12 protein-coding genes, 1 tRNA gene and 1 pseudogene are annotated in these 19,175 nt (G+C 58.6%); 4 read left to right on the top strand and 10 right to left on the bottom strand.

Going from position 1 to position 19,175, the window contains the following annotated elements; genetic code table 11:
* Positions 1-427 precede the first annotated feature (427 nt).
* Positions 428-904: an NUDIX domain-containing protein gene (locus PVA48_RS14735; RefSeq protein WP_102728775.1), complete on the top strand. Its 477-nt coding sequence runs from the start codon at positions 428-430 to the stop codon at positions 902-904.
* On the opposite strand, the gene meaB is transcribed toward PVA48_RS14735, so the two are convergent.
* The 5 genes from meaB to PVA48_RS14710 form a co-directional block, all read right to left on the bottom strand.
* Complete coding sequence (gene meaB / locus PVA48_RS14730) at positions 879-1,898, bottom strand: methylmalonyl Co-A mutase-associated GTPase MeaB (RefSeq protein WP_022397960.1); 1,020 nt, start codon at positions 1,896-1,898, stop codon at positions 879-881. The two genes, PVA48_RS14735 and meaB, sit on opposite strands and share 26 nt — an antisense overlap.
* 16 nt (positions 1,899-1,914) lie before the next feature.
* A complete protein-coding gene (locus PVA48_RS14725; protein WP_423231964.1) occupies positions 1,915-3,342 on the bottom strand; it encodes a beta-N-acetylhexosaminidase in 1,428 nt (475 codons plus the stop codon).
* 120 nt (positions 3,343-3,462) lie between these two features.
* Positions 3,463-4,944 carry a beta-N-acetylhexosaminidase gene (locus PVA48_RS14720; RefSeq protein WP_102722361.1) on the bottom strand — a complete coding sequence of 494 codons (1,482 nt, stop codon included), beginning with the start codon at positions 4,942-4,944 and terminating at the stop codon, positions 3,463-3,465.
* A 483-nt stretch (positions 4,945-5,427) separates the two neighbouring features.
* A tRNA-Gln gene (locus PVA48_RS14715) sits at positions 5,428-5,502 on the bottom strand.
* Between the two features lie 169 nt (positions 5,503-5,671).
* Positions 5,672-6,106, bottom strand: a complete 435-nt coding sequence (locus PVA48_RS14710; RefSeq protein WP_423231963.1) for a Panacea domain-containing protein — start codon at positions 6,104-6,106, stop codon at positions 5,672-5,674.
* A 458-nt stretch (positions 6,107-6,564) separates the two neighbouring features.
* Between PVA48_RS14710 and PVA48_RS14705 the strand changes: the two genes are divergently transcribed.
* From PVA48_RS14705 to PVA48_RS14695, 3 genes are all read left to right on the top strand, one after another.
* Entirely contained in the window at positions 6,565-11,061 is a 4,497-nt protein-coding gene (locus tag PVA48_RS14705) for a S6 family peptidase (RefSeq protein WP_215709538.1), read from the top strand.
* A gap of 131 nt (positions 11,062-11,192) precedes the next feature.
* The gene (locus PVA48_RS14700) at positions 11,193-14,432 is read left to right on the top strand and encodes a S6 family peptidase (RefSeq protein ID WP_423231962.1); all 3,240 of its coding nucleotides are present in this window, start codon (positions 11,193-11,195) and stop codon (positions 14,430-14,432) included.
* A gap of 137 nt (positions 14,433-14,569) precedes the next feature.
* Positions 14,570-14,689 carry a PEP-CTERM sorting domain-containing protein gene (locus PVA48_RS14695; protein WP_423231961.1) on the top strand — a complete coding sequence of 40 codons (120 nt, stop codon included), beginning with the start codon at positions 14,570-14,572 and terminating at the stop codon, positions 14,687-14,689.
* 86 nt (positions 14,690-14,775) lie between these two features.
* Here PVA48_RS14695 and thiM read toward each other — a convergent pair whose 3' ends face one another.
* The 5 genes and pseudogenes from thiM to PVA48_RS14670 all read right to left on the bottom strand — a co-directional run bounded on the left by thiM (position 14,776) and on the right by PVA48_RS14670 (position 19,104).
* The gene (thiM, locus tag PVA48_RS14690) at positions 14,776-15,591 is read right to left on the bottom strand and encodes a hydroxyethylthiazole kinase (RefSeq protein WP_102728795.1); all 816 of its coding nucleotides are present in this window, start codon (positions 15,589-15,591) and stop codon (positions 14,776-14,778) included.
* A 49-nt stretch (positions 15,592-15,640) separates the two neighbouring features.
* Positions 15,641-16,255, bottom strand: a complete 615-nt coding sequence (thiE, locus tag PVA48_RS14685) for a thiamine phosphate synthase (RefSeq protein ID WP_102728796.1) — start codon at positions 16,253-16,255, stop codon at positions 15,641-15,643.
* Between the two features lie 19 nt (positions 16,256-16,274).
* Positions 16,275-17,203: pseudogene (cysK, locus tag PVA48_RS14680) on the bottom strand (cysteine synthase A).
* Positions 17,204-17,239: 36 nt separating this feature from the next.
* Positions 17,240-18,526 (bottom strand): O-acetylhomoserine aminocarboxypropyltransferase/cysteine synthase family protein, encoded by a 1,287-nt coding sequence (locus PVA48_RS14675; RefSeq protein ID WP_102728798.1) that lies wholly within the window; start codon positions 18,524-18,526, stop codon positions 17,240-17,242.
* 137 nt (positions 18,527-18,663) lie between these two features.
* Positions 18,664-19,104: an RrF2 family transcriptional regulator gene (locus PVA48_RS14670; protein ID WP_102722359.1), complete on the bottom strand. Its 441-nt coding sequence runs from the start codon at positions 19,102-19,104 to the stop codon at positions 18,664-18,666.
* Positions 19,105-19,175: the final 71 nt, after the last annotated feature.

Below are 19,175 nucleotides of genomic sequence, written 5' to 3'. Positions count from 1 at the left end.
CTGCGCCCTGGGCGCCTATGCCTCCCCCTGCGAACATTGCCAGCAACATGGCAGCGAAATAATTGATTTTTATTTTCATGATCAGTTTTTATTAACGGGACGTGAAAAGTAAAAGAGCGGCCAGTCAGCCAGTTTTCACCTTGCAGGAAAATAGACTTGCCGTTAAAGAACAATGTTCGGAAAATGGCAGTATGTTAATGTTTGACTACCAGAGTTTTCTGGATATTTAACAGGAAATTCCACAACCAGGGAGGGTGTCTTTTGTTTTTTTATATTACTTATCCTGCTGATGGGTTGTGATTTATATCCGGAGTTGTTTGGCGGGGAGAATAAAGTGTCTGTATCCGAGTCATTTTTACATGCCTGTAGCAAATTTGTGGAAGAACATGGCTGGAAATGCAGGGAATGTTGTGCTAGGTAAGAAGGCATGGAAAGATTGTATCGTCCCAATGTGGCGGGGCTGTTGGTCCGGGAGGACGGAAAGCTGCTGGTTTGCGAACGTTCCAGGCAGAAAGGGGCCTGGCAGTTCCCTCAGGGGGGGATTGATCCGGGAGAAACTGCCACGGAGGCAGTGAAGCGGGAAGTCCGGGAGGAAGTGGGGTTCCTGCCGTCCCAGTATGATGTTGTGGAATCCCGGGGCGGCTATCGTTACGATTATCCGCCGGAGGTGCTGGAGTATGTCCGCGAAAAGCGGCAGCAGCCTTTTGTGGGGCAGGAGCAGGAGTATTTCCTGTGCCGGCTGCGTGCGGACGCTCCGGAGCCCAGCCTGGACCACCGGGAGTTCTGCGCCTACAGGTGGATAGCCCCGGCCCGGTTCAGGCTGGAGTGGCTGCCGGAGTTCAAGAAGGAGGTGTACGCCAGGGTGCTGGCGGATTTCTTCAATGTCCGGGCACGGGATAAGTGAAGTGGCTCAGCAGGTCGTGCGCGGCGGAGACGGGGTCCATCTTGTCCCCGGCCACCATGTTTTCCAGAACGGGCATGCGGGACGCCACGGCGGGATGCTGTTCAAAGGCGGTGAGCAGGGCTTCATGCACCAGGGCCTGAACCCATGAGAGGGACTGGTTCCGGCGGCGGTTGTACCAGAAGCCGGATTCCTTCATGCTGTCCCGGAAGCGGAAGAGCGTTTCTTCAATAGTGTCCAGTCCGCGCCCTTCCAGGGAGGAACAGGTGAGGACGGAGGGCGTCCAGCCGGGGGTGGGGCTTTGCAGGTAGTGGAGCACCATTTTCAGTTCCTGGCAGTGGGCCGCCGCCCGCTGGCGGTTGTCGCCGTCGTCCTTGGTGACTACCAGGATGTCCGCCAGCTCCATGATGCCGCGCTTGATGCCCTGGAGGTCGTCTCCGGCTCCGGTGATGAGCAGGAGCATGAAGATGTCCACCATGGAACGGACGGTGGTTTCCGACTGGCCGACGCCGACGGTTTCAATGAGGATAATGTCAAAGCCCGCGGCTTCGCACGCGATCATGGTTTCACGCGTTTTTCTGGCTACGCCGCCCAGGGAGCCGCCGGAGGGGGAAGGGCGGATGAAGGCGTTTTCCTCCCCGGAGAGTTCTTCCATGCGGGTTTTGTCCCCCATGATGGAACCGCGGGAAACGGAAGAGGACGGGTCAATGGCCAGCACGGCCACCTTGAAGCCTTTTTTGCACAGGTAGGTGCCGAAGGCTTCAATGAAGGAGGATTTGCCCGCGCCGGGAACGCCCGTGATGCCGATGCGGACGGCATTGCCCGAATGGGGCAGGAGCTTGGAGATGAGCGCCCGTGAGGCTTCCTGGTCTTTAGCGGCGTTGCTTTCTACCAGGGTGATGGCCCTCCCCAGCAGGGCGCGGTTCCCGGCCAGGACTCCCTGGGCCAGTTCTTCTACGGAGGGGCGGTGCGGACGTGCAAATTTAGTGCTGCTCATGGATAGAGAATGCGGATTATTTGAAAGGGGGTTCGTTTTCCTTGGTGCGCTCCATATCGTAGTTGAAACGTTTGAGGACAAATTGGCGCTGATCGGCCAGCTTGCGCTGGAAGTTTTCCCAGGAACGCACGTTCATTGGTGACCAGCCCGCTTCCGCAATGGCGCAGGCGCGGGGGTAGGTGCGGTAAAGCAGGTGGTTCAGGGTGGGGAGCTGTTCCGCCCACATGGTAGCCTGAACGCCGATGATATGGTCTGTTTCCTGCTCCGGCCTGCCGTAGGCGGGGTTCAGCTTGTAGCTTTGCTCCAGCGTAGTGGTGGGCATCCAGCCCCGGTTGTCCTGGCCGGGAATCTGGGGGTAGTCCAGATAGCAGTGTTCCCCGGCGGCGATGATGAGGGGAAGGCCCTGCTTTTTCGTTTCCGTGATGGTGGAGGGCGTCAAGCCCATGCGCCAGGTGAAGACGGTGTCTCCCTTGCGGTAAACGCTGGCCTGGGCCCACGGCTTTTCATACCAGAAGATGGGCTTTTTGCCGCGCGCGGCGAGCATGGAGGCCATTTTCGCTTCAAATTCCTTCAGTTCCTCGTGGACGTCCTTCATTCCCTTCTGCTGGCGGTATTTGACGCTGAGAGGGCATTTTTCCCAGGTTTTTTCCAGCGGGGCTTCGTCGCCGCCCAGGTGAACCATGGTGGACGGAAAGATGTCCCTGAGCTCGTCAAAGACGGCGGCATAGAATTTCCATATTTCCGGCTTGTGGGGGCATACCAGGTACAAGCCCACACCGCCGGTCGTGCTGACTTTCGTGTTGTGGTCTGGAAAGCAGAAGAATTCCGGATAGGCGGCGGCCAACGCCTGGTTGTGGCCCGGCATGTCTATTTCCGGGATGACCTCAATGCCGCGCGCGGCGCAGTACGCCACCAGGTCTTTCAGTTCCTGCCTGGTGTACATTCCTTCGTGGGGAGTGCCGTTGCCGAAGCTTTCCGCCCGTTTGGAAGAGATGCTTTTCAGTTTGGGATAGCCCGGCACAGGCAGGCGCCAGCCCTGGTCGTCCGTCAGGTGGAGCTGGAGCTTGTTGAATTTATAGTAGGCCATCAGGTCCACGAATTTCTTCAGGTCCTTGATGGGGATGAAGTGGCGCGCAGGGTCCACCATCATGCCGCGCCACGGGTAGCGCGGCTTGTCCTTGATGACTCCGCAGGGAATGCCTTCCGGATGCGCCGCCAGCTGGTCCTGGAGCTGCTGGAGAGTGACCAGTCCGTAGATACGGCCCTCTTTCCCGCCGGAAGAGAGGTGCACTCCCTGCGGGGTGACGGTGAGCTGATAGGCGTCCTTGCCCAGGGCAGGAGAGGTTTTGTCGGAAAGAAGCTTCAAGGTCCTGGTGGCGTTCCGCTTAGCTCCGTTTTCTCCGGCTCCGGAATAATACTGTATTTTTCTGCTGGTGCGGCACACGCCATGGATGCAGAGAAGGCTGTGCAGGCCAGGAGGTAGATCAGTTTAAACATGACGGAGGGCTTTTTCAGAAGAGATTCTATCATGGAGAATCAGGAGTGATAAGGAAAAACGGCGGAATTACTTTTTGTTTTCCCACCGGAAGGGTGGCTCATTGTCCTTCGTGCGTTTCAAGTCGTAATTAAAGCGCTTGAGGACAAAGGGGCGGTGGTCGGCCACTTTCCTCTGGAAGTTTTCCCAGGAACGCACCTCCATGGGAGACCATCCCGCTTCCGCCAGGGCCATGGCGCGGGGATAGACGCGGTAAAGCAGGTGGTTCAGGTCCGGAAGGTGTTCCGCCCACACGGGAGCGTGCACGCCCCGGATGTGGCCTGCTTCCGCGGTGGATTTGCCGAAGGCCGGATCCAGTTCATAACATTTCTGCAAGGTCGTGGTTTGCATCCATCCCCAGTTGTATTGTCCCGGGAATTGAGGGAAATCCAGATAACAATATTCATTGGATGCCATAATCAGGTTCAGCCCGGCCTTTTTTGTTTTCTCAATGGCTTGGCGCGCCTGGTCCTGCCGCCACGCGTAAACTGTTTCGCCCGGGTGGTAGATGTCGGCGTTCCCTTCATACCAGAATTGCGGCGTTTGCCCGTTTTTGTCGAGCAGGGCTGTCATTTTGGCGAAGAAAGCCCTCATTTGTTCCTGTTCGTCTTTCATGCCTGCCTTGGTCCGGGCTTCCCGGCACAGGGGGCATTTTTTCCAGAGTTCCGTGGGGGCTTCGTCGCCGCCCAGGTGAACGGTATTGGACGGGAAGATGTCCTTGAGTTCCTTGAAGACGGCGGCGTAGAATTTCCAGACCTCCGGCTTCTGGGGACATACCAGTTCCTTGCTGTTGCCGGCCACTGTCCGTACCTTCATGTCCGGTTTGGGGAAGCAGAAGAATTCGGGGTAGGCGGCGGCCAACGCCTGGTTGTGGCCCGGCACGTCTATCTCCGGGATGACTTCAATGCCGCGCGCCGCACAGTAGGCCACCAGGTCTTTCAGCTCCTGTCTGGTGTACATTCCTTCATGGGGAATGCCGTCTCCGAAGCTTTCCTCCCGCTTGGAGGCGACGCTTTTCAGTCTGGGATAGCCCGGCACGGGCAGGCGCCAGCCCTGGTTGTCCGTCAGGTGCACATGGAGCTTGTTGAATTTGTAGTAGGCCATCAGGTCCACGAATTTCTTCAGGTCCTTGATGGGGATGAAGTGGCGGGCGGGGTCCACCATCATGCCGCGCCACGGGTAGCGCGGCTTGTCCGTGATGACGCCGCAGGGGATGCCCTCCGGCTGTGCCGCCAGCTGGTCCTGGAGCTGCTGGAGGGTGACCAGGCCGTACATCCTGCCCTCCCTGCCGCCGGAGGCAAGGTGGACGCCCTGCGGGGTGACGGCGAGGCGGTAGGCGTCCTTGCCCAGGGCAGGAGAGGTTTTGTCGGAGAGGAGCTTCAAGGTCCTGGTGGCGTTCCGCTTCAGCTCCGTTTTCTCCGGCTCCGGAATAATGCTGTATTTTTCTGCTGCTTCAGTTTGAAATACCGGGAACAGCAGCAATCCGGCCAGGAGTGGAAAAAGCCTTGTCATGTTTTCAGTATAAGCCGTGCCGGGAGAGAATCTTTCAAAAATTTGCTCCTTCATGAGCACGCGGCGGAATATGCTTCATGCCCGCTGAAAGGATATGGTGGACCCTTTGACAAAATGTTTCTCAGGAATTACCGGGGCTGGCATCCCGGCGGTCCGGACACAAGTTCCTTTCAGGGAAAGAGGAAGGGCCGGAAAGAGGGAAGGCCTTTTGTCTTTTTCCCATGGTCCGTCTGGCGCTGTTAGCGGCTATTTGACCGTTTTTCCAGGTCCGGGAATATTCCCTTACGGTTGAGGATGGAGAAAATGTGCATTTGCGTTCTTACTGTCCGTGTCCTCAGATCAACAGAAGGATTATTTGGAAAGGTGCCGTCCACGCTTTGAAGGGCTCCGCAGTTGCTGGAAAGTTCCGGACTTTTTCCTGGTCCAGAGGAACGTTAAAAGTAAAAAAGACCGCCTCCGGAGAGACGGCCTTTTTCTTAAAGGTGGTAGCCCTATGAGGACTCGAACCCCAAAATACGGAACCAGAATCCGCTGTGTTACCGATTACACTATAGGGCTATGTAACGGGCACCTTTGCGGTGCGGGCGAATTAAAGCGGAACCGGTTGTTCTTTGCAAGTTTTTTTTCACTCAAATGTGTGTTTTGAATAGAAAAAATGAATGCGGAGAAAAAAGGGCGGTCCAGCTTTTCTCCCGGGGTCATTCAGCCAGGGTTTGGAAGTAGGCTTTCACGTGTTCCCGGGCAATTTGCTGGTATTCCGCTTCTCCGTGCCTGCCCTGCGCCTGCTGCCAGGGGGAGGCCGGCGCTGTGTTGATGCGGCCAAGCTGCTGGGCCGTGTATTTGCCATAGACGTTCCAGATGTGTTCCAGAAAAGGGATGATGTCCGTTTCCTCTTCCAGGGGGGCTGGCGGCGGCTGGGGTGTTCAATGATGGAGCAGGGCGGCTGGTCCTTGTATTCGTGATGAATGGAGGGGAGCACCGGCCCGCAGGTCCATGCTTCCGCCCGTTCGTTGATCAGGAAATCGCCGTGATGGTGCAGGTGCCACCAGTCCGCCAGAATGACCAGGTGGTTCAGTTTGACGGGCGTGAGAGGAAGGTTTTTTGCATTCGCCTGCTGAATGAACCAGTTGCAGAGCTTTTGCGTGGTAGTATGGTTTGCCATGCTGAAATGGGTTGCCCTTCATTATAAAAGGCCGGGGATATTTCACAATACTAAACAGGTTTCATTCTTGCGCGGTATGGAGAAGAGATGAGGCGGAGTGCCGGAAAAGGCGAACTTTCAGGTAAATTTATTTGAAGCAAGGAAAAAGAAGAAATAATTTGTGTCATGCAAAGCTTGGTATTCGCGCCAGTTCTTGTTGTGGGGGGAATGTAAAGTCGTTTGTTGAAAACAAATGGTGTTTTCAAACTCTAACAAAATGAAGAATAATTAAAATTATTGGGAATGAAATAAAGTTCCAGATTCCTGGAGCGTCCTTTAAAAAACATTTTGAATAGCAGTACTTTTTATGATTTGAATTATTTTAACCTAAAGCTCGTTCTGCCATGAATTTACATTATTTCTATCATTCCGGCTTGTTGGGGGCGGCCTGTCTCCTCTCTCCCGTTTATGGGGGATTGATGTCTGATTCCTTCGACGTTCAGACTTACCGTGATTTTGCGGAAAACCGGGGCATCTTTGGAATCAATGCCAAAGACGTCGCCATTTACGACAAGGAAGGCAATTACGTGGGCTCCATCCCCAAAATGATGAATTTTGACGGATTGGCGGACGCCCATGCCGGGGAAGCCGCTTTGGTAGGCGGCCCGGGTTTCATCGCCACCGTGTCCCATGATTACAATAACCAGACCATTACGTTTACCAAGCGTTTTGGAGCCACGGAAGGAACGCCGTTTTATGACGCCTACCGGAGCGTGGTAATCAAGAATGCCTGGGGCGACCAGACGAATTACACGTATGACTACCGCGTGCAGCGGTTGAGCAAGATCGTGACGGAAGCGGAATACGCCCCCTACCTGACGGATCCGGAATACCTGGACAACATGAAGGGACGGCTGGTTCTGCGTGCCGGGTCCGGAACCCAGGCTATTGCCACGGGGAACGGTAAACAGGACACGGTCAGCGGAGGTTATTCCTATTTGACCGGGGGAACCCTGGTTTTTGAGGGACAGGCCAGCGTTCCGGGAACAGGAGAGCCGGACCCTGAGAATGCCAAGACCTATCCGGCCTACCGTTTCTGGTACAATTTCAAGAAACCTTCGGAATCCAATCCCCTGCCTTCCGGCATATTGGCAGGGGACAGCGGAAGTCCCAGCTATGTATTTAATGAGAAGTCCGGCAGATGGGAATGGGTGGGGGCCGGTCAATCCCAGGGCGGTAGCGGCTACGGCGAGTTCAGCCAGATGCGCTCTGGCAACCAGTGGGCCAGCGATTACGTGGACAGTTTCAACCGCACCGTCAGCGTGTCGGAAGGGGGTGGGGATCTTCTGTGGAATGTGACGGATGGCGACGGAAACGGAACCTTCGTTCAGGGAGATATCAGTACGGATTACACCGGGCTGGCCTCCGGCCTGCGAGGAGATACCTCCACACAGGGAACGCGGGCCTCGGACACGCAGATAGGCGTGTGCAGCAATCTTATTTTTGACGGCTCCGGCGGCACCATTGTTCTCCAGGGCTCGGTGGATACGGGGGCGGGTTCCCTCACGTTCAACCGGGATTACGTATTGAGCGACGGAGGAAATGCCTCCTACCGTCTGAATACGGCGGGTTTCGTTGTGAACAAGGGGGCAACCGTGACGACGCTGCTGACCGGAACCTCCGGGGACGAGTGGCGGAAGATCGGGGAAGGTGATTTGATCGTCAGCGGCCACGGGAACAATGCGGCGGACATCAACGTGGGAGGAAGCGGGATGCTGATTCTGGACCGGGACGGCTACGCGGCGCACAACGTGAAGCTGAACGGCGGCGGAGTAATGGTGCGCCTGGCGGGGGAAAACCAAGTATCCGGGGAGTTCATCTTCGGCCACCGCGGGGGTGTGGTGGACATGTATGGGCACAATTTGACGCTGAACGCCATCACTCACCTGGATTCCGGAGCCGTTTTTGCCAATTACCTTGGCAATTCCACCGTAACGCTTACGTTCACGGGCTCCGGGGAACAGACGTTCCTGGGGGCTTTGCGGGACGGGGAGGCCGCTTCCCGTGGACTGATGAATGTGGTGTACGCACCCGGCACGGCGGAAGGGTCCGTCTGGAATCTGGCCGGCCATATTCTCAATACCGGAACGTGGACGGTGCAGGGAGGAGAGGTGAAGGTGGCCGGAGTGTATACCCTGCACGCGGGCGGCTATGTGGATGAGAACGACTGGCAGATGGCCTCCTTTTCCACCGGAACAGTGCAGGTGAACAGCGGCGCCCGGTTTACCACTGGCGGCCATTCCCTGGTAGTTTCCGCCGTGCAGGTGGATGACGGTGGCACGTATGGCGTGCTGGCCGGGGGAGACCACAGCGGAAACGTTGTGTTGTCCGGTGCCGCGTCGATGCTGCGTGCGGAAGTGGATTCCGGGTCCGCGACGGAGTCCGGCGTGATTTCCGGAGCCGGTTCCCTCGTGAAAACCGGGGAAGGAACCCTGCTTCTGAAAAACGGGAACAACAGTTTTTCCGGAACTGCCACGGTTGAAGAAGGCCTGGTGCGCGCCTCTTCCGCCGGGGCTCTCGGGCAGGCTGTCTGGTCGCTGGATGCCGCCGGAGCCCTGGCTGTGGAAGGCGCTGGTTTTTCCGCTATTGCCGGAAAGCTGGACCAGGCGTCTTCCGGAACGTTCGTGCTGCTGGAAGACCAGGCGGCGATTTCCGGCCTGAACGGCTTCAGAAACTTGTCCGTCGGCGCATTGGGAGAGGTGAATTTGGGAACACGGGGAACGACCGGCCTGCTTTCCGGCTGGACCGCGGATGGGGGCTGGTCCCTGGGCGGAGGCGGCGGAACGCTGACGGTGAACTTGAAGCTCAGCGGCTCCGGCACCCTGTCTATCGGCAACGGTTCCAATACCGGAACCGTAGTGCTTGCCAACGCGCACAATAGTGATTCGGAGGGTGGAGCTGCTTTCTCCGGAGTTATTGAACTGAATGGGGGAGTGAACCTCACCTACGCGGACGTGCGCTCCCTCGGGGTGCAGAACAAGAATGTGCTCGTCAAGTACGGAACATCCTTTGCCCTTGGGTCGGAAGCGGATGCCGCCCTGGCGCATGTTTCCAATGCTTCCGAAGGCGTTCTGCTCCTGTCGGGAACCCGTACGGCGGATTTGAATCTGGGCGGCATGGGACTGAATTCCGTGTGCATCGGGGCTGACGGACAGGCTGTTTTGTCCGGGGCCGTGACAGCCGGAACGCAGGGATATTTGTTCGGCGGAAACGGGATGCTGACCGTAGCCAGTTCGCTTGGCGGCAATTATTCCCTGACGGTGGATACCCAGGGCATGGGCACTGGCGGAGGAGTTATTCTGGCGGCTGACAATACGTATTCCGGTGAAACGCGCATCCTCTCCGGAGCCTCCCTGATGGTAGGGAACGGAGGAACCTCCGGCAGCCTGGGAACGGGAGCCGTTGCCAATGAAGGAACCCTGGCATTCAACAGGACGGACAGCGTGACGGCGGCGAATGCCATTTCCGGTACGGGCAGCCTGATCCAGAAAGGGAGTGGTGAGCTGGCGCTGACGGGGAACAATTCCTACAGCGGAACCACCACCATTGCGGCGGGAACGCTCACCATAGGGAATGGCGGTACAAGCGGTTCCCTGGGCGCCGGTGCAGTCGTCAACAACGGCGTGCTCGCCTTCAACAGGTCTGATTCGGTTGCCCTGAACACGAATGTGTCCGGAACAGGCTCGCTCGTGAAGAACGGTTCCGGCACGCTCACCATCCAGAAGATGCTTTCCTATACCGGAGGAACCACCGTGAATAAGGGCGTCCTTGTGGTGGGCTACGGAGGCGCCAACGGCATGATTCGCGGGAACCTGGCCATCCGGGAGGGAGCGCAGGTGACATTGAAGGGCGGTGACAGCTTCGGTTATTCCGGAGGGAACGCCTCCGTCAAGAACGTGAACATCAATGGAGGAACTCTGTATTTTGGAGACAACAAGAACCAGACGTTCCAGAATACGGTGTTCAACCTGACCGGAGGCGTTGTGGACGGCATAACGGGCGGTCGCATGGATATCTGGACGAATGCCGTCGTTAATGTGAAATCCGCAAACAGGGCATCTGAAATCAAGCGCGTCAACGTGCAGCTCAGGGATGCCAATCCTACGGTATTCATGGTGGACCGTGGAACCGCAGACGTGGATTTGAAAATATCCGCGAACATCGTGAACTCTTCCGGAGTTAAGGGGTCCTTCATCAAGAAAGGCGCCGGGATCATGGTGCTTTCCGGAAAGAATACCTATTCCGGTGGCACTACGGTCAACTGGGGGACGCTGGTGGCGGCCTCCAGCCAGGCTCTTGGAACCGGAGCGGCCTCCGTCAATTCCGGCGCGCGTTTGGCGCTGGGCGGCCTTGGCACGGATATTTCTTTCGTTGCCCTAGGGAATGACATCCTGGTGAAGAATGGCGGCATTCTGTCCGGTTCCGCCACCCTGTCCGGGAATACGACGCTCCAGTCCGGCTCCGTCTTTGAACTGACCTTGTCCATGGGCGGTTCCGCCGGGAATGAACTGGCGTACAACAGCCTGATGCTCCAGTCCGGTGTTTTCCAGATTGACGCGGGAGCCAAGCTGAAGCTGGCGGCGGTGTCTCTGGATTATTCCTCCGACTTCTGGGGGACCTCCCATATCCTGAACCTGATAGAAGGCGGCGCGAACGCCAGTTTGAAGGGGGCGTTTACGCTGGACCTGTCCGGAGCCGGAAATTATGGCTCCTATGGGTCCTGGTCCCTCCAGGGCGATGAGGATTCCAAAACCGTGAACATGGTCTGGACTCCCAATGCCGAGGCCGTTTTGGACCATTCGGAAACTGCGGCGTTGCTCGCGGCTCCGTCTCCTGCGCCGGTTCCGGAACCTTCCTCCGCGCTGCTGGTGCTGGCAGGCCTGGGGACGTGTATTTTCCGCCGCCGTGTGCGGTGAGCCTGATGAAGAACCCCGCCGCACTTCCCGAAGCCCTGCCGGATGTTCGTGAAAACGGTCTGGACTGGAAGATGGGAAGTGCGGCAGACTTGCCTGTTCCTTGTTTAATCATAACTTAATTTCAATTTCTTATGAATGTTCATCATTATTCCGGGCTGCTGGGGGCGGCCTGCCTCCTCACTCCCGCCTATGGCGGGTTGATGTCTGACTCGTTTGATGTTCAGACCTACCGTGATTTCGCGGAAAACCGGGGCATTTTTGATGTGAATGCCAAAGACGTCGCCATCTACGACAAGAATGGCAATTACGTGGGGACTATCCCCAAAATGATGAATTTTGACGGCGTGGCGGATGCCCATATCGGGGAGGCCGCGCTGGTGGGCGGTCCCGGCTTCATCGCCACCGTATCACATGATTATTATAACCATTTCGTTTCCTTTACGGTTCGTTTCGGTGCCAAGCAAGGAACTCCTTTTTACGATTCCTACCGTAGCGTTACGAGAAAGGATGCATGGGGTGATAAGTCCGATTTGACATACGACTACCGTGTGCAGCGATTGAGCAAGATTGTGACGGAGGCGGAATACGCACCTTACCTGACTGACCCGGAATACCTGGACAACATGAAAGGGAGGCTGGTCATGAGAGCTGGTTCCGGAGTTCAGGCTGTCGCCACAGGAAACGGCAAACAGGAAAAGATTGATGCCTCTTATGGCTATTTGACCGGAGGAACCCTTGTTTTTGAGGGGCAGGCCAGCGCTCCGGGAACAGGAGAGCCGGACCCGGAAAATGCCAAGACCTATCCGGCTTACCGGTTCTGGTACAATTTCAAGAAGCCTTCGGAGTCCAATCCATTGCCTTCCGGTGGATTGTCAGGGGATAGTGGAAGCCCGTGCTATGTGTACAATGAGAATTCCGGCAAGTGGGAGTGGGTAGGTGCGGCACAGTCTGCCAGTGGAAGCGGGTATGGACAGTTTACCCAGATGCGTTCCGGCAACCAGTGGGCCAGCGATTACGTGGACAGCTTCAACCGTACCATAAGCGTTGCGGCGAGCGGTGACGTACTGTGGAACGTGACGGATACGGACGGCAACGGGACCTTTGTGCAGGGAGGCGTGACTACGGATTACACCGGATTGGCGGCCGGATTACGCGGGGACACCTCCACGAAAGGTACACAAGCTACAAATGAGCAGTTGAACGCCTGCAATAATCTGATTTTTGACGGCTCCGGCGGCACAATCGTGCTCCAGGGGTCCGTGGATACCGGAGCGGGCTCCCTCACCTTCAACCGCGATTACGTGCTGAGCGACGGGGGCGATTCTTCCCGCCGCCTGAATACGGCGGGCTTTGTGGTGAACAAGGGAGCTCCGGTCACCACCTTGCTGACCGGAGCCTCCGGAGACGAGTGGAGGAAGATTGGGGAAGGCGATTTGATCGTCAGCGGCCACGGGAACAATGCGGCGGACATCAACGTGGGTGGCGGCGGAAATCTGATTCTGGACAGGGACGGCTACGCGGCCCGTAACGTGAAGCTGAACGGGGGCGGAGTAATGGTGCGCCTTGCCGGGGAAAACCAAGTGTCCGGGGAGTTCATCTTCGGCCACCGCGGGGGCGTGGTGGACATGTACGGGCATAATTTGACGCTGAATGCCATCACGCATCTGGATTCCGGAGCCTGCTTCGGCAATTTCCGTGCGAATACCGCCGTGACATTCACGTTTACGGGGCACGGGGCGCAGGACTATCTTGGAGGCTTCATGGACGGAGGGGCCTTGAAGGACGGCCAGCTTCATGTGGTGTACGCGCCCGGCACGGGAGAAGGTTCCGTCTGGAACCTGTCCGGGCATATTTTCAATACCGGGACGTGGACGGTGCAGGGAGGTGAGGTGAAGGTAGCCGGGGTGCATGCCCTGCACGCGGGCGGCTATGTGGATGAGAACGACTGGGAGACGGCCCTCTTTGCCACCGGAACGGTGAATGTGGAGAGCGGTGCGCGGTTCACGGCGGGAGGCCATGCGGAAGTTGGCTCTTCCGTGAACGTGGCGGACGGAGGGACATATGCCATTCTTTCCGGCGGCAGTCACAGCGGGAACGTGGCTCTATCCGGTTCCGGGGCCGTCATGAGGGCGGAAGTAGACTCCGGTTCCGCGACGGAATCCGGCGTTATTTCAGGAACCGGCTCTCTTGTGAAAACCGGAGAAGGAACGCTGGTGCTGACCGGGGCCAATTCCTATTCCGGCGGTACCGTCATTGATGCGGGGACGCTCGCCGTGGGTGACGGGGAAAAAGACGGTTCCCTGGGTACGGGAACGATTGTCAACAATGGAACCCTCGCTTTCAATTCGCTCCACGCCAGCTCCGTTAATTTGCAAATATCCGGGACGGGCCGCCTCGTGAAAAACGGTTCCGGAATGCTCGCCGTGCAGAAACACCAGGCTTATACCGGAGGAACTACGGTCAATGAAGGAACGCTGATGCTTATTTCAGGAGGTGAGGAAGGTATTATCCGCGGAGGGCTGGTTATCAACCGGGGCGCAACGGTTTCCCTGCGCGGGGTGGACTGTTTCGGCAATTCGGGAAATGAGGCCTGCGTCAGCCATGTGGAAATTAACGGAGGAACCCTGTTCCAGAATGATACCAGGAACCAGACCTTCCGGAACATGACCGTCACCCTGGCAGGAGGGACGCTGGACGGCGTGGCGAAGGGAAGCATGGAGGTCTGGACGGATACCGTTTTCCAGGTAAGGGCGGCGGACAGGGCCTCGGAAATCAGGACGGTTAATGTCAAGCTGAGGGGAAGCAGTCCTGCTGTCTTTGCGGTGGAGCGCGGCACGGCGGAGGCGGATTTAAAAGTATCAGCCAACATCGTCAATTACTCCGGAGCAAAGGGCTCCGTTGCCAAGACAGGAGAGGGGATCATGGTTTTATCCGGAAAGAATACCTATTCCGGCGGAACGTCCGTCAATGGGGGAACGCTGGCAGCGGCCTCCAACCAGGCTCTCGGGACGGGGATGGCGACGGTCAATTCCGGCGCGCATCTGGCGCTGGGCGGCCTTGGCACGGATATTTCTTCCGTTGCCCTAGGGAATGACATCCTGGTGAAGAATGGCGGCATTCTGTCCGGTTCCGCCACCCTGTCCGGGAATACGACGCTCCAGTCCGGCTCCGTCTTTGAACTGACCTTGTCCATGGGCGGCTCCGCCGGGAATGAACTGGCGTACAATAGCCTGATGCTCCAGTCCGGCGTCTTCCAGATTGACGCGGGGGCCAAGCTGAAGCTGGCGGCGTTGAGCCTCGACTATTCCACCGACTTCTGGGGAACCTCCCACATCCTGAACTTCATTGAGGGGGAGCGAACGCGACCCTGACGGGTAATTTCACGCTGGATGCGTCTTCCGCCGGAGATTACGCGGCGTACGGCCAGTGGAGCCTCCAGAAGAACGAGGATTCCAAGGAAGTGAGCATGGTGTGGACGCCGAATGCGGCTCCGGAAGCTTCTTCAGCCATGGCATCGGCGTTTACGGCTACGGCGCCTGCTCCTGTTCCTGAACCGTCCTCCTGCATGCTGCTGATGGCTGCCCTGGGAGCGGTGTTCCTGCGCCGTTCCGTTCCGGGGAACGAATAAAAAAGGCCTGTAAATTCAACGCGCCGCATTCCGGAGGGAGTGCGGCGCGCTGCTTTTCCGCGGTTCCGGGAAGGATACGGGATGCTTTAAAGAGGAAGAATGCGCGCTCTCCGCGCTACTTCTTCCGGAGAAAGGGAGTACAGGCTGTCCAGCAGGGAGACGGCAAAAGAGCCCGGAGCGGGACTCTGTTCAAAGGCCATTTCCCCCGCGATGCCCATCAATACGGCCGTAGAGACGGCCGCTTGCAAGGGGGAGGAGGAGACGGCGGCGCAGGCGGCGGCCAGCGCGCCCATGGAACAGCCCACGCCCGTGACGCGGGACATCATGGCATGGCCGTTTTCCGTGGCAATGACTTGGCGGCCGTCCGTGGAATAGTCCGTGCGGCCCGTGACGAGGACAGCCGCCCCCGTATGCAGGGCCAGTTCCCTGGCCGCCTGCAGGGCGTCTGCGCTGGAGCTGGTGCTTTCCGGTCCCTTCGTGACGGAGGAGTACCCGGCCAGAGCCATGATTTCAGAGGCGTTCCCGCGGATGATGCGGGGCCGCCTTTCCTTCAACTGCTCCGCCAGCCGCGTGCGCAGGGAAAGAGCTCCCACGGCCACCGGGTCCAGAACCCAGGGGATGCCAAGCCGGTTGGCTTCCTGCACCGCCGTCTGCATGACGGCTCCCTGTTCGCGCGTCACGGTGCCCAGGTTGACCAGCAGGGCGCCTGCTCCGCCGCGGAGCATTTCCACCGCTTCCTCCGCATCGTTAAGCATGGCGGGAACGGCTCCTGCGGCCAGCAGCAGGTTGGCCGTCAAGGGCTGGACGACGGAGTTGGTCAGGGAGAGAACCAGCGGGGCCGCCTCCCGGATTTTTTCCAGATCGGCGGAGACGGCATGGACGAGGTCGGTTGATGAAGGCATGGCGTTTGAAGGAATACTCAGTGTCCGGTTGTTTCCGGAGGGAGGACGGTCAGGCCAGCGCCCGTGCGGCGGCTTCCGGGTCTTCCGCTCCGCAAATGGCGGAGACGACGGCAATGCCGGCCGCCGCTCCCGTGGCGCGCACCAGCCGGGCGCGCTCCGAGTCCAGCCCGCCGATGGCGACGACGGGCAGGGGGGACTGGGATGCCAGAGCGGTAAAGCCCTCCACGCCCAGCACGGGCGGAGCGTTCAGCTTGGAGATGGTGGGAAAGACAGGCCCCATGCCCAGGTAGTCCACCAGGGCGGCGTCCACGGCGCGGAGCTGGTCCGCGTTGGAGACGGAAAGCCCCAGAATCCTGTCCGGGCCGATCATGGCCCTGACGGCAGGAACCGGCAGGTCACGCTGGCCGATGTGGACGCCGTCCGCGTCCAGCGCCAGGGCCAGGTCAATGCGGTTGTTGACGATGAAGGGAACGCCGCGGGACGCCAGGAAGTCCCGGATGGGCAGCGCTTCCCGGTAGCAGGTGCCCGCGTCCGGATTGGTGGAGCGGTACTGCACGATGGTGACGCCGCCGTCCACCGCCCTCTGGACGGTTTCCAGAAGGCTGTGGCGGCATTTGGCCGCTTCATCAGTGACCAGGTAGAGATGGAGGCTGAATTCTTTCATGGCTGGAGGATGGGAAGGATTAGTCCGTGAACAGGGGGGTGGAGAGGTAGCGGTCCCCCGTGTCCGGCAGCAGGACCACGATGGTCTTGCCTGCGTTTTCCGGGCGCTGTGCCACCTGCGTGGCGGCCCAGAGCGCTGCGCCGGAGGAAATGCCCGTCAGCACGCCGTCCGTGCGCGCCAGCTCCTTGCCGGTGGCGAAGGCGTCTTCATTGGTGACGGTGATGACTTCGTCATACACGGAGGTATCCAGCGTTTCCGGCACGAAACCCGCGCCAATGCCCTGAATCTTGTGGGGGCCGGCGGTCCCCTGGGTCAGCACGGGGAAGCGGACGGCTCCACGGCCACGATCCGTATTTCCGGATTGCGTGATTTGAGGTACTTGCCTACGCCCGTAATCGTGCCTCCGGTGCCGATGCCTGCTACGAAGATGTCCACCTTGCCGTCCGTGTCGTTCCAGATTTCCGGTCCGGTGGTCCGGAAATGGACTTCCGGGTTGGCCGGGTTGACGAACTGGCCGGGAATGAAGCTGTTGGGGAGTCCTGCGGCCAGTTCCTCCGCCTTGGCAATGGCTCCCTTCATGCCCAGCGCGCCGTCCGTCAGCACCAGTTCCGCGCCGTAGGCCTTCAGCAGGTTGCGGCGTTCCACGCTCATCGTTTCAGGCATGGTCAGGATGATCCTGTACCCGCGGGAGGCGGCCACCGCCGCCAGGCCGATGCCCGTGTTCCCGCTGGTGGGTTCAATGATGACGGAATCCGGCTTCAGCTCTCCGGAGGCTTCCGCGGCGTCAATCATGGCCCGGGCGATGCGGTCCTTCACGCTGCCGGCGGGGTTGAGGTATTCCAGCTTGGCCAGGATGGCGGCGTTCAGGTCGTTTTTGCGTTCGTAATTGGTCAGCTCCAGCAAAGGAGTGCCGCCGATCAGTTCTGTAATGTTTCTGTAAATTCTCATGGCTTGTAGGAAAAGAGCGTTGTAGCCGTTAAATCGTTAGAGAATGGCGCGGAAGCCCTGTTCCAGGTCTTCGAGAATGTCGTCGATATGTTCCGTGCCTATGGAAAGCCGCACCGTGGAGGGCGAGATGCCTGCCGCCTTCAGTTCCTCCTCCGTCATCTGGGAGTGGGTGGTGGAGGCCGGATGAATCACCAGGGACTTGACGTCGGCCACATTCGCGAGCAGGGAAAATAGTTCCAGGCTTTCGCAGAACTTGCGAGCTTTTTCCGTGCCACCCTTGATTTCAAAGGTGAAGATGGAGCCGCCGCCGTTCGGATAATATTTCCGGTAAAGTTCGTGGTCCGGATGGTCCGGCAGGGAGGGATGGTTCACCTTCTGCACCTGGGGATGAGCCGCCAGGTAATCCACCACGCGCAGGGCGTTCTGCACATGGCGCTCCACCCGCAGGGAAAGGGTTTCCAGCCCCTGGAGCAGCAGGAAGGAATTGAACGGGCTGATGGTGGCTCCCGTATCCCGCAGCAGGGTGGTCCGGATCTTCATGATGTAGGCCAGAGGGCCGCAGATTTCCGCCAGCACGGCGCCGTGGCAGTTCGGGTTGGGCTGGCTGATGCCGGGGAATTTATCATTCTGCGTCCAGTCGAACTTGCCGCCGTCCACAATCACGCCGCCCATCGCCGTTCCGTGGCCGCCGATGAATTTGGTGGCGGAATGCACCACCACGTCCGCGCCGTGCTCCAGAGGGCGGAACAGAAAGGGGGAGGCGAAGGTATTGTCCACAATGAGCGGAATTCCGTGGGCGTGCGCCACCTCCGCCAGCGCGTCTATGTCCGCAACGTTGCAGTTCGGGTTGTCCAGGCTTTCCACGTACAGGGCCTTCGTATTTTCCCGGATGGCCTTGGCGAAATTGTCCGGATTGCTGCCGTCCACGAAGGTGGTTTCAATGCCGGATTCGGCAAATGTATGGGCAAACAGGTTGTAAGTGCCGCCGTACACGTTGGCGGCGGAAACGATGTGGTCCCCGGCGCGCGCAATATTCTGGACGGCATAGGCGATGGCCGCCGCTCCGGTGGCTACCGCCAGGGCGCCCGCTCCCCCTTCCAGGGCGGCGATGCGCTTTTCGAAAACGTCTGCCGTGGGGTTCATCAGGCGGTTGTAGATGTTGCCCGGCTCCGCCAGGGCGAAACGGGCGGCCGCCTGGTCGGAGTCCTTGAAGACATAGGAAGTGGTGGCGTAAATCGGCACGGCGCGGGCATCCGTGGCCGGGTCCGGATTTTCCTGGCCCACGTGGATCTGGCGCGTTTCAAAACGATGGTTCTTATTCATATTTTTTTATATTCCTATCGGGAAAGTAGGGAATAGATAGTTAAAGCGGGACGGGATGTCAAGTGCCGGGTAAAAAAAGTGGGACATAAGGCCAAAACAAAAAAGGGGCGAAAAAATGTTCAGGCCGGGTGCTCCGGTTAAATGCCTGCTCCGTAGTCGCAGCCGATTTCCTTCTGCTGCTCGGACAGGTCCTCCAGCGTGACGCGGCCCAGGTAATCCTCAATGACCTTTTGCAGCCCCCGCCAGAAAGGCAGCGTGGCGCAGCTTGACGCCCGCGGGCACGGGCTGTTCTGGGAGGCCGTGCAGGAAAGGGGCAGCAGGGAGCCTTCCGTCAGTTTCAGGATGTCTTCCGTGGTGTATTCCCGGGGATGCCGGGACAGGCGGTAGCCGCCGGACTTCCCCCGGAAACTCTGAACGAAGCCCGCTTTCAGCAGGATGGCGATAATTTGTTCCAGATACCGTACGGTGATGTCCTGCCTGGCTGAAATCTCCTTCAGGGAGATGTAGCCGTCGTCATTGTGCTGGGCAAGATCAATCATCAGGCGCAGTGCATAGCGTCCTCTGGTGGAAACCTTCATCATACCGGATCAATAAACGATATTTCAGGCTGCCCGTCAATCGGGAATGAAGGCACCGCGCGGAATAAGGG

It is taken from the genome of Akkermansia sp. JRP_AM1, assembly GCF_049262625.1.
Lineage (GTDB): Bacteria > Verrucomicrobiota > Verrucomicrobiia > Verrucomicrobiales > Akkermansiaceae > Akkermansia > Akkermansia massiliensis.
The sequence above is the reverse complement of the archived record's forward strand: the minus strand, read 5'-3'. Positions and strand labels throughout refer to the sequence as shown.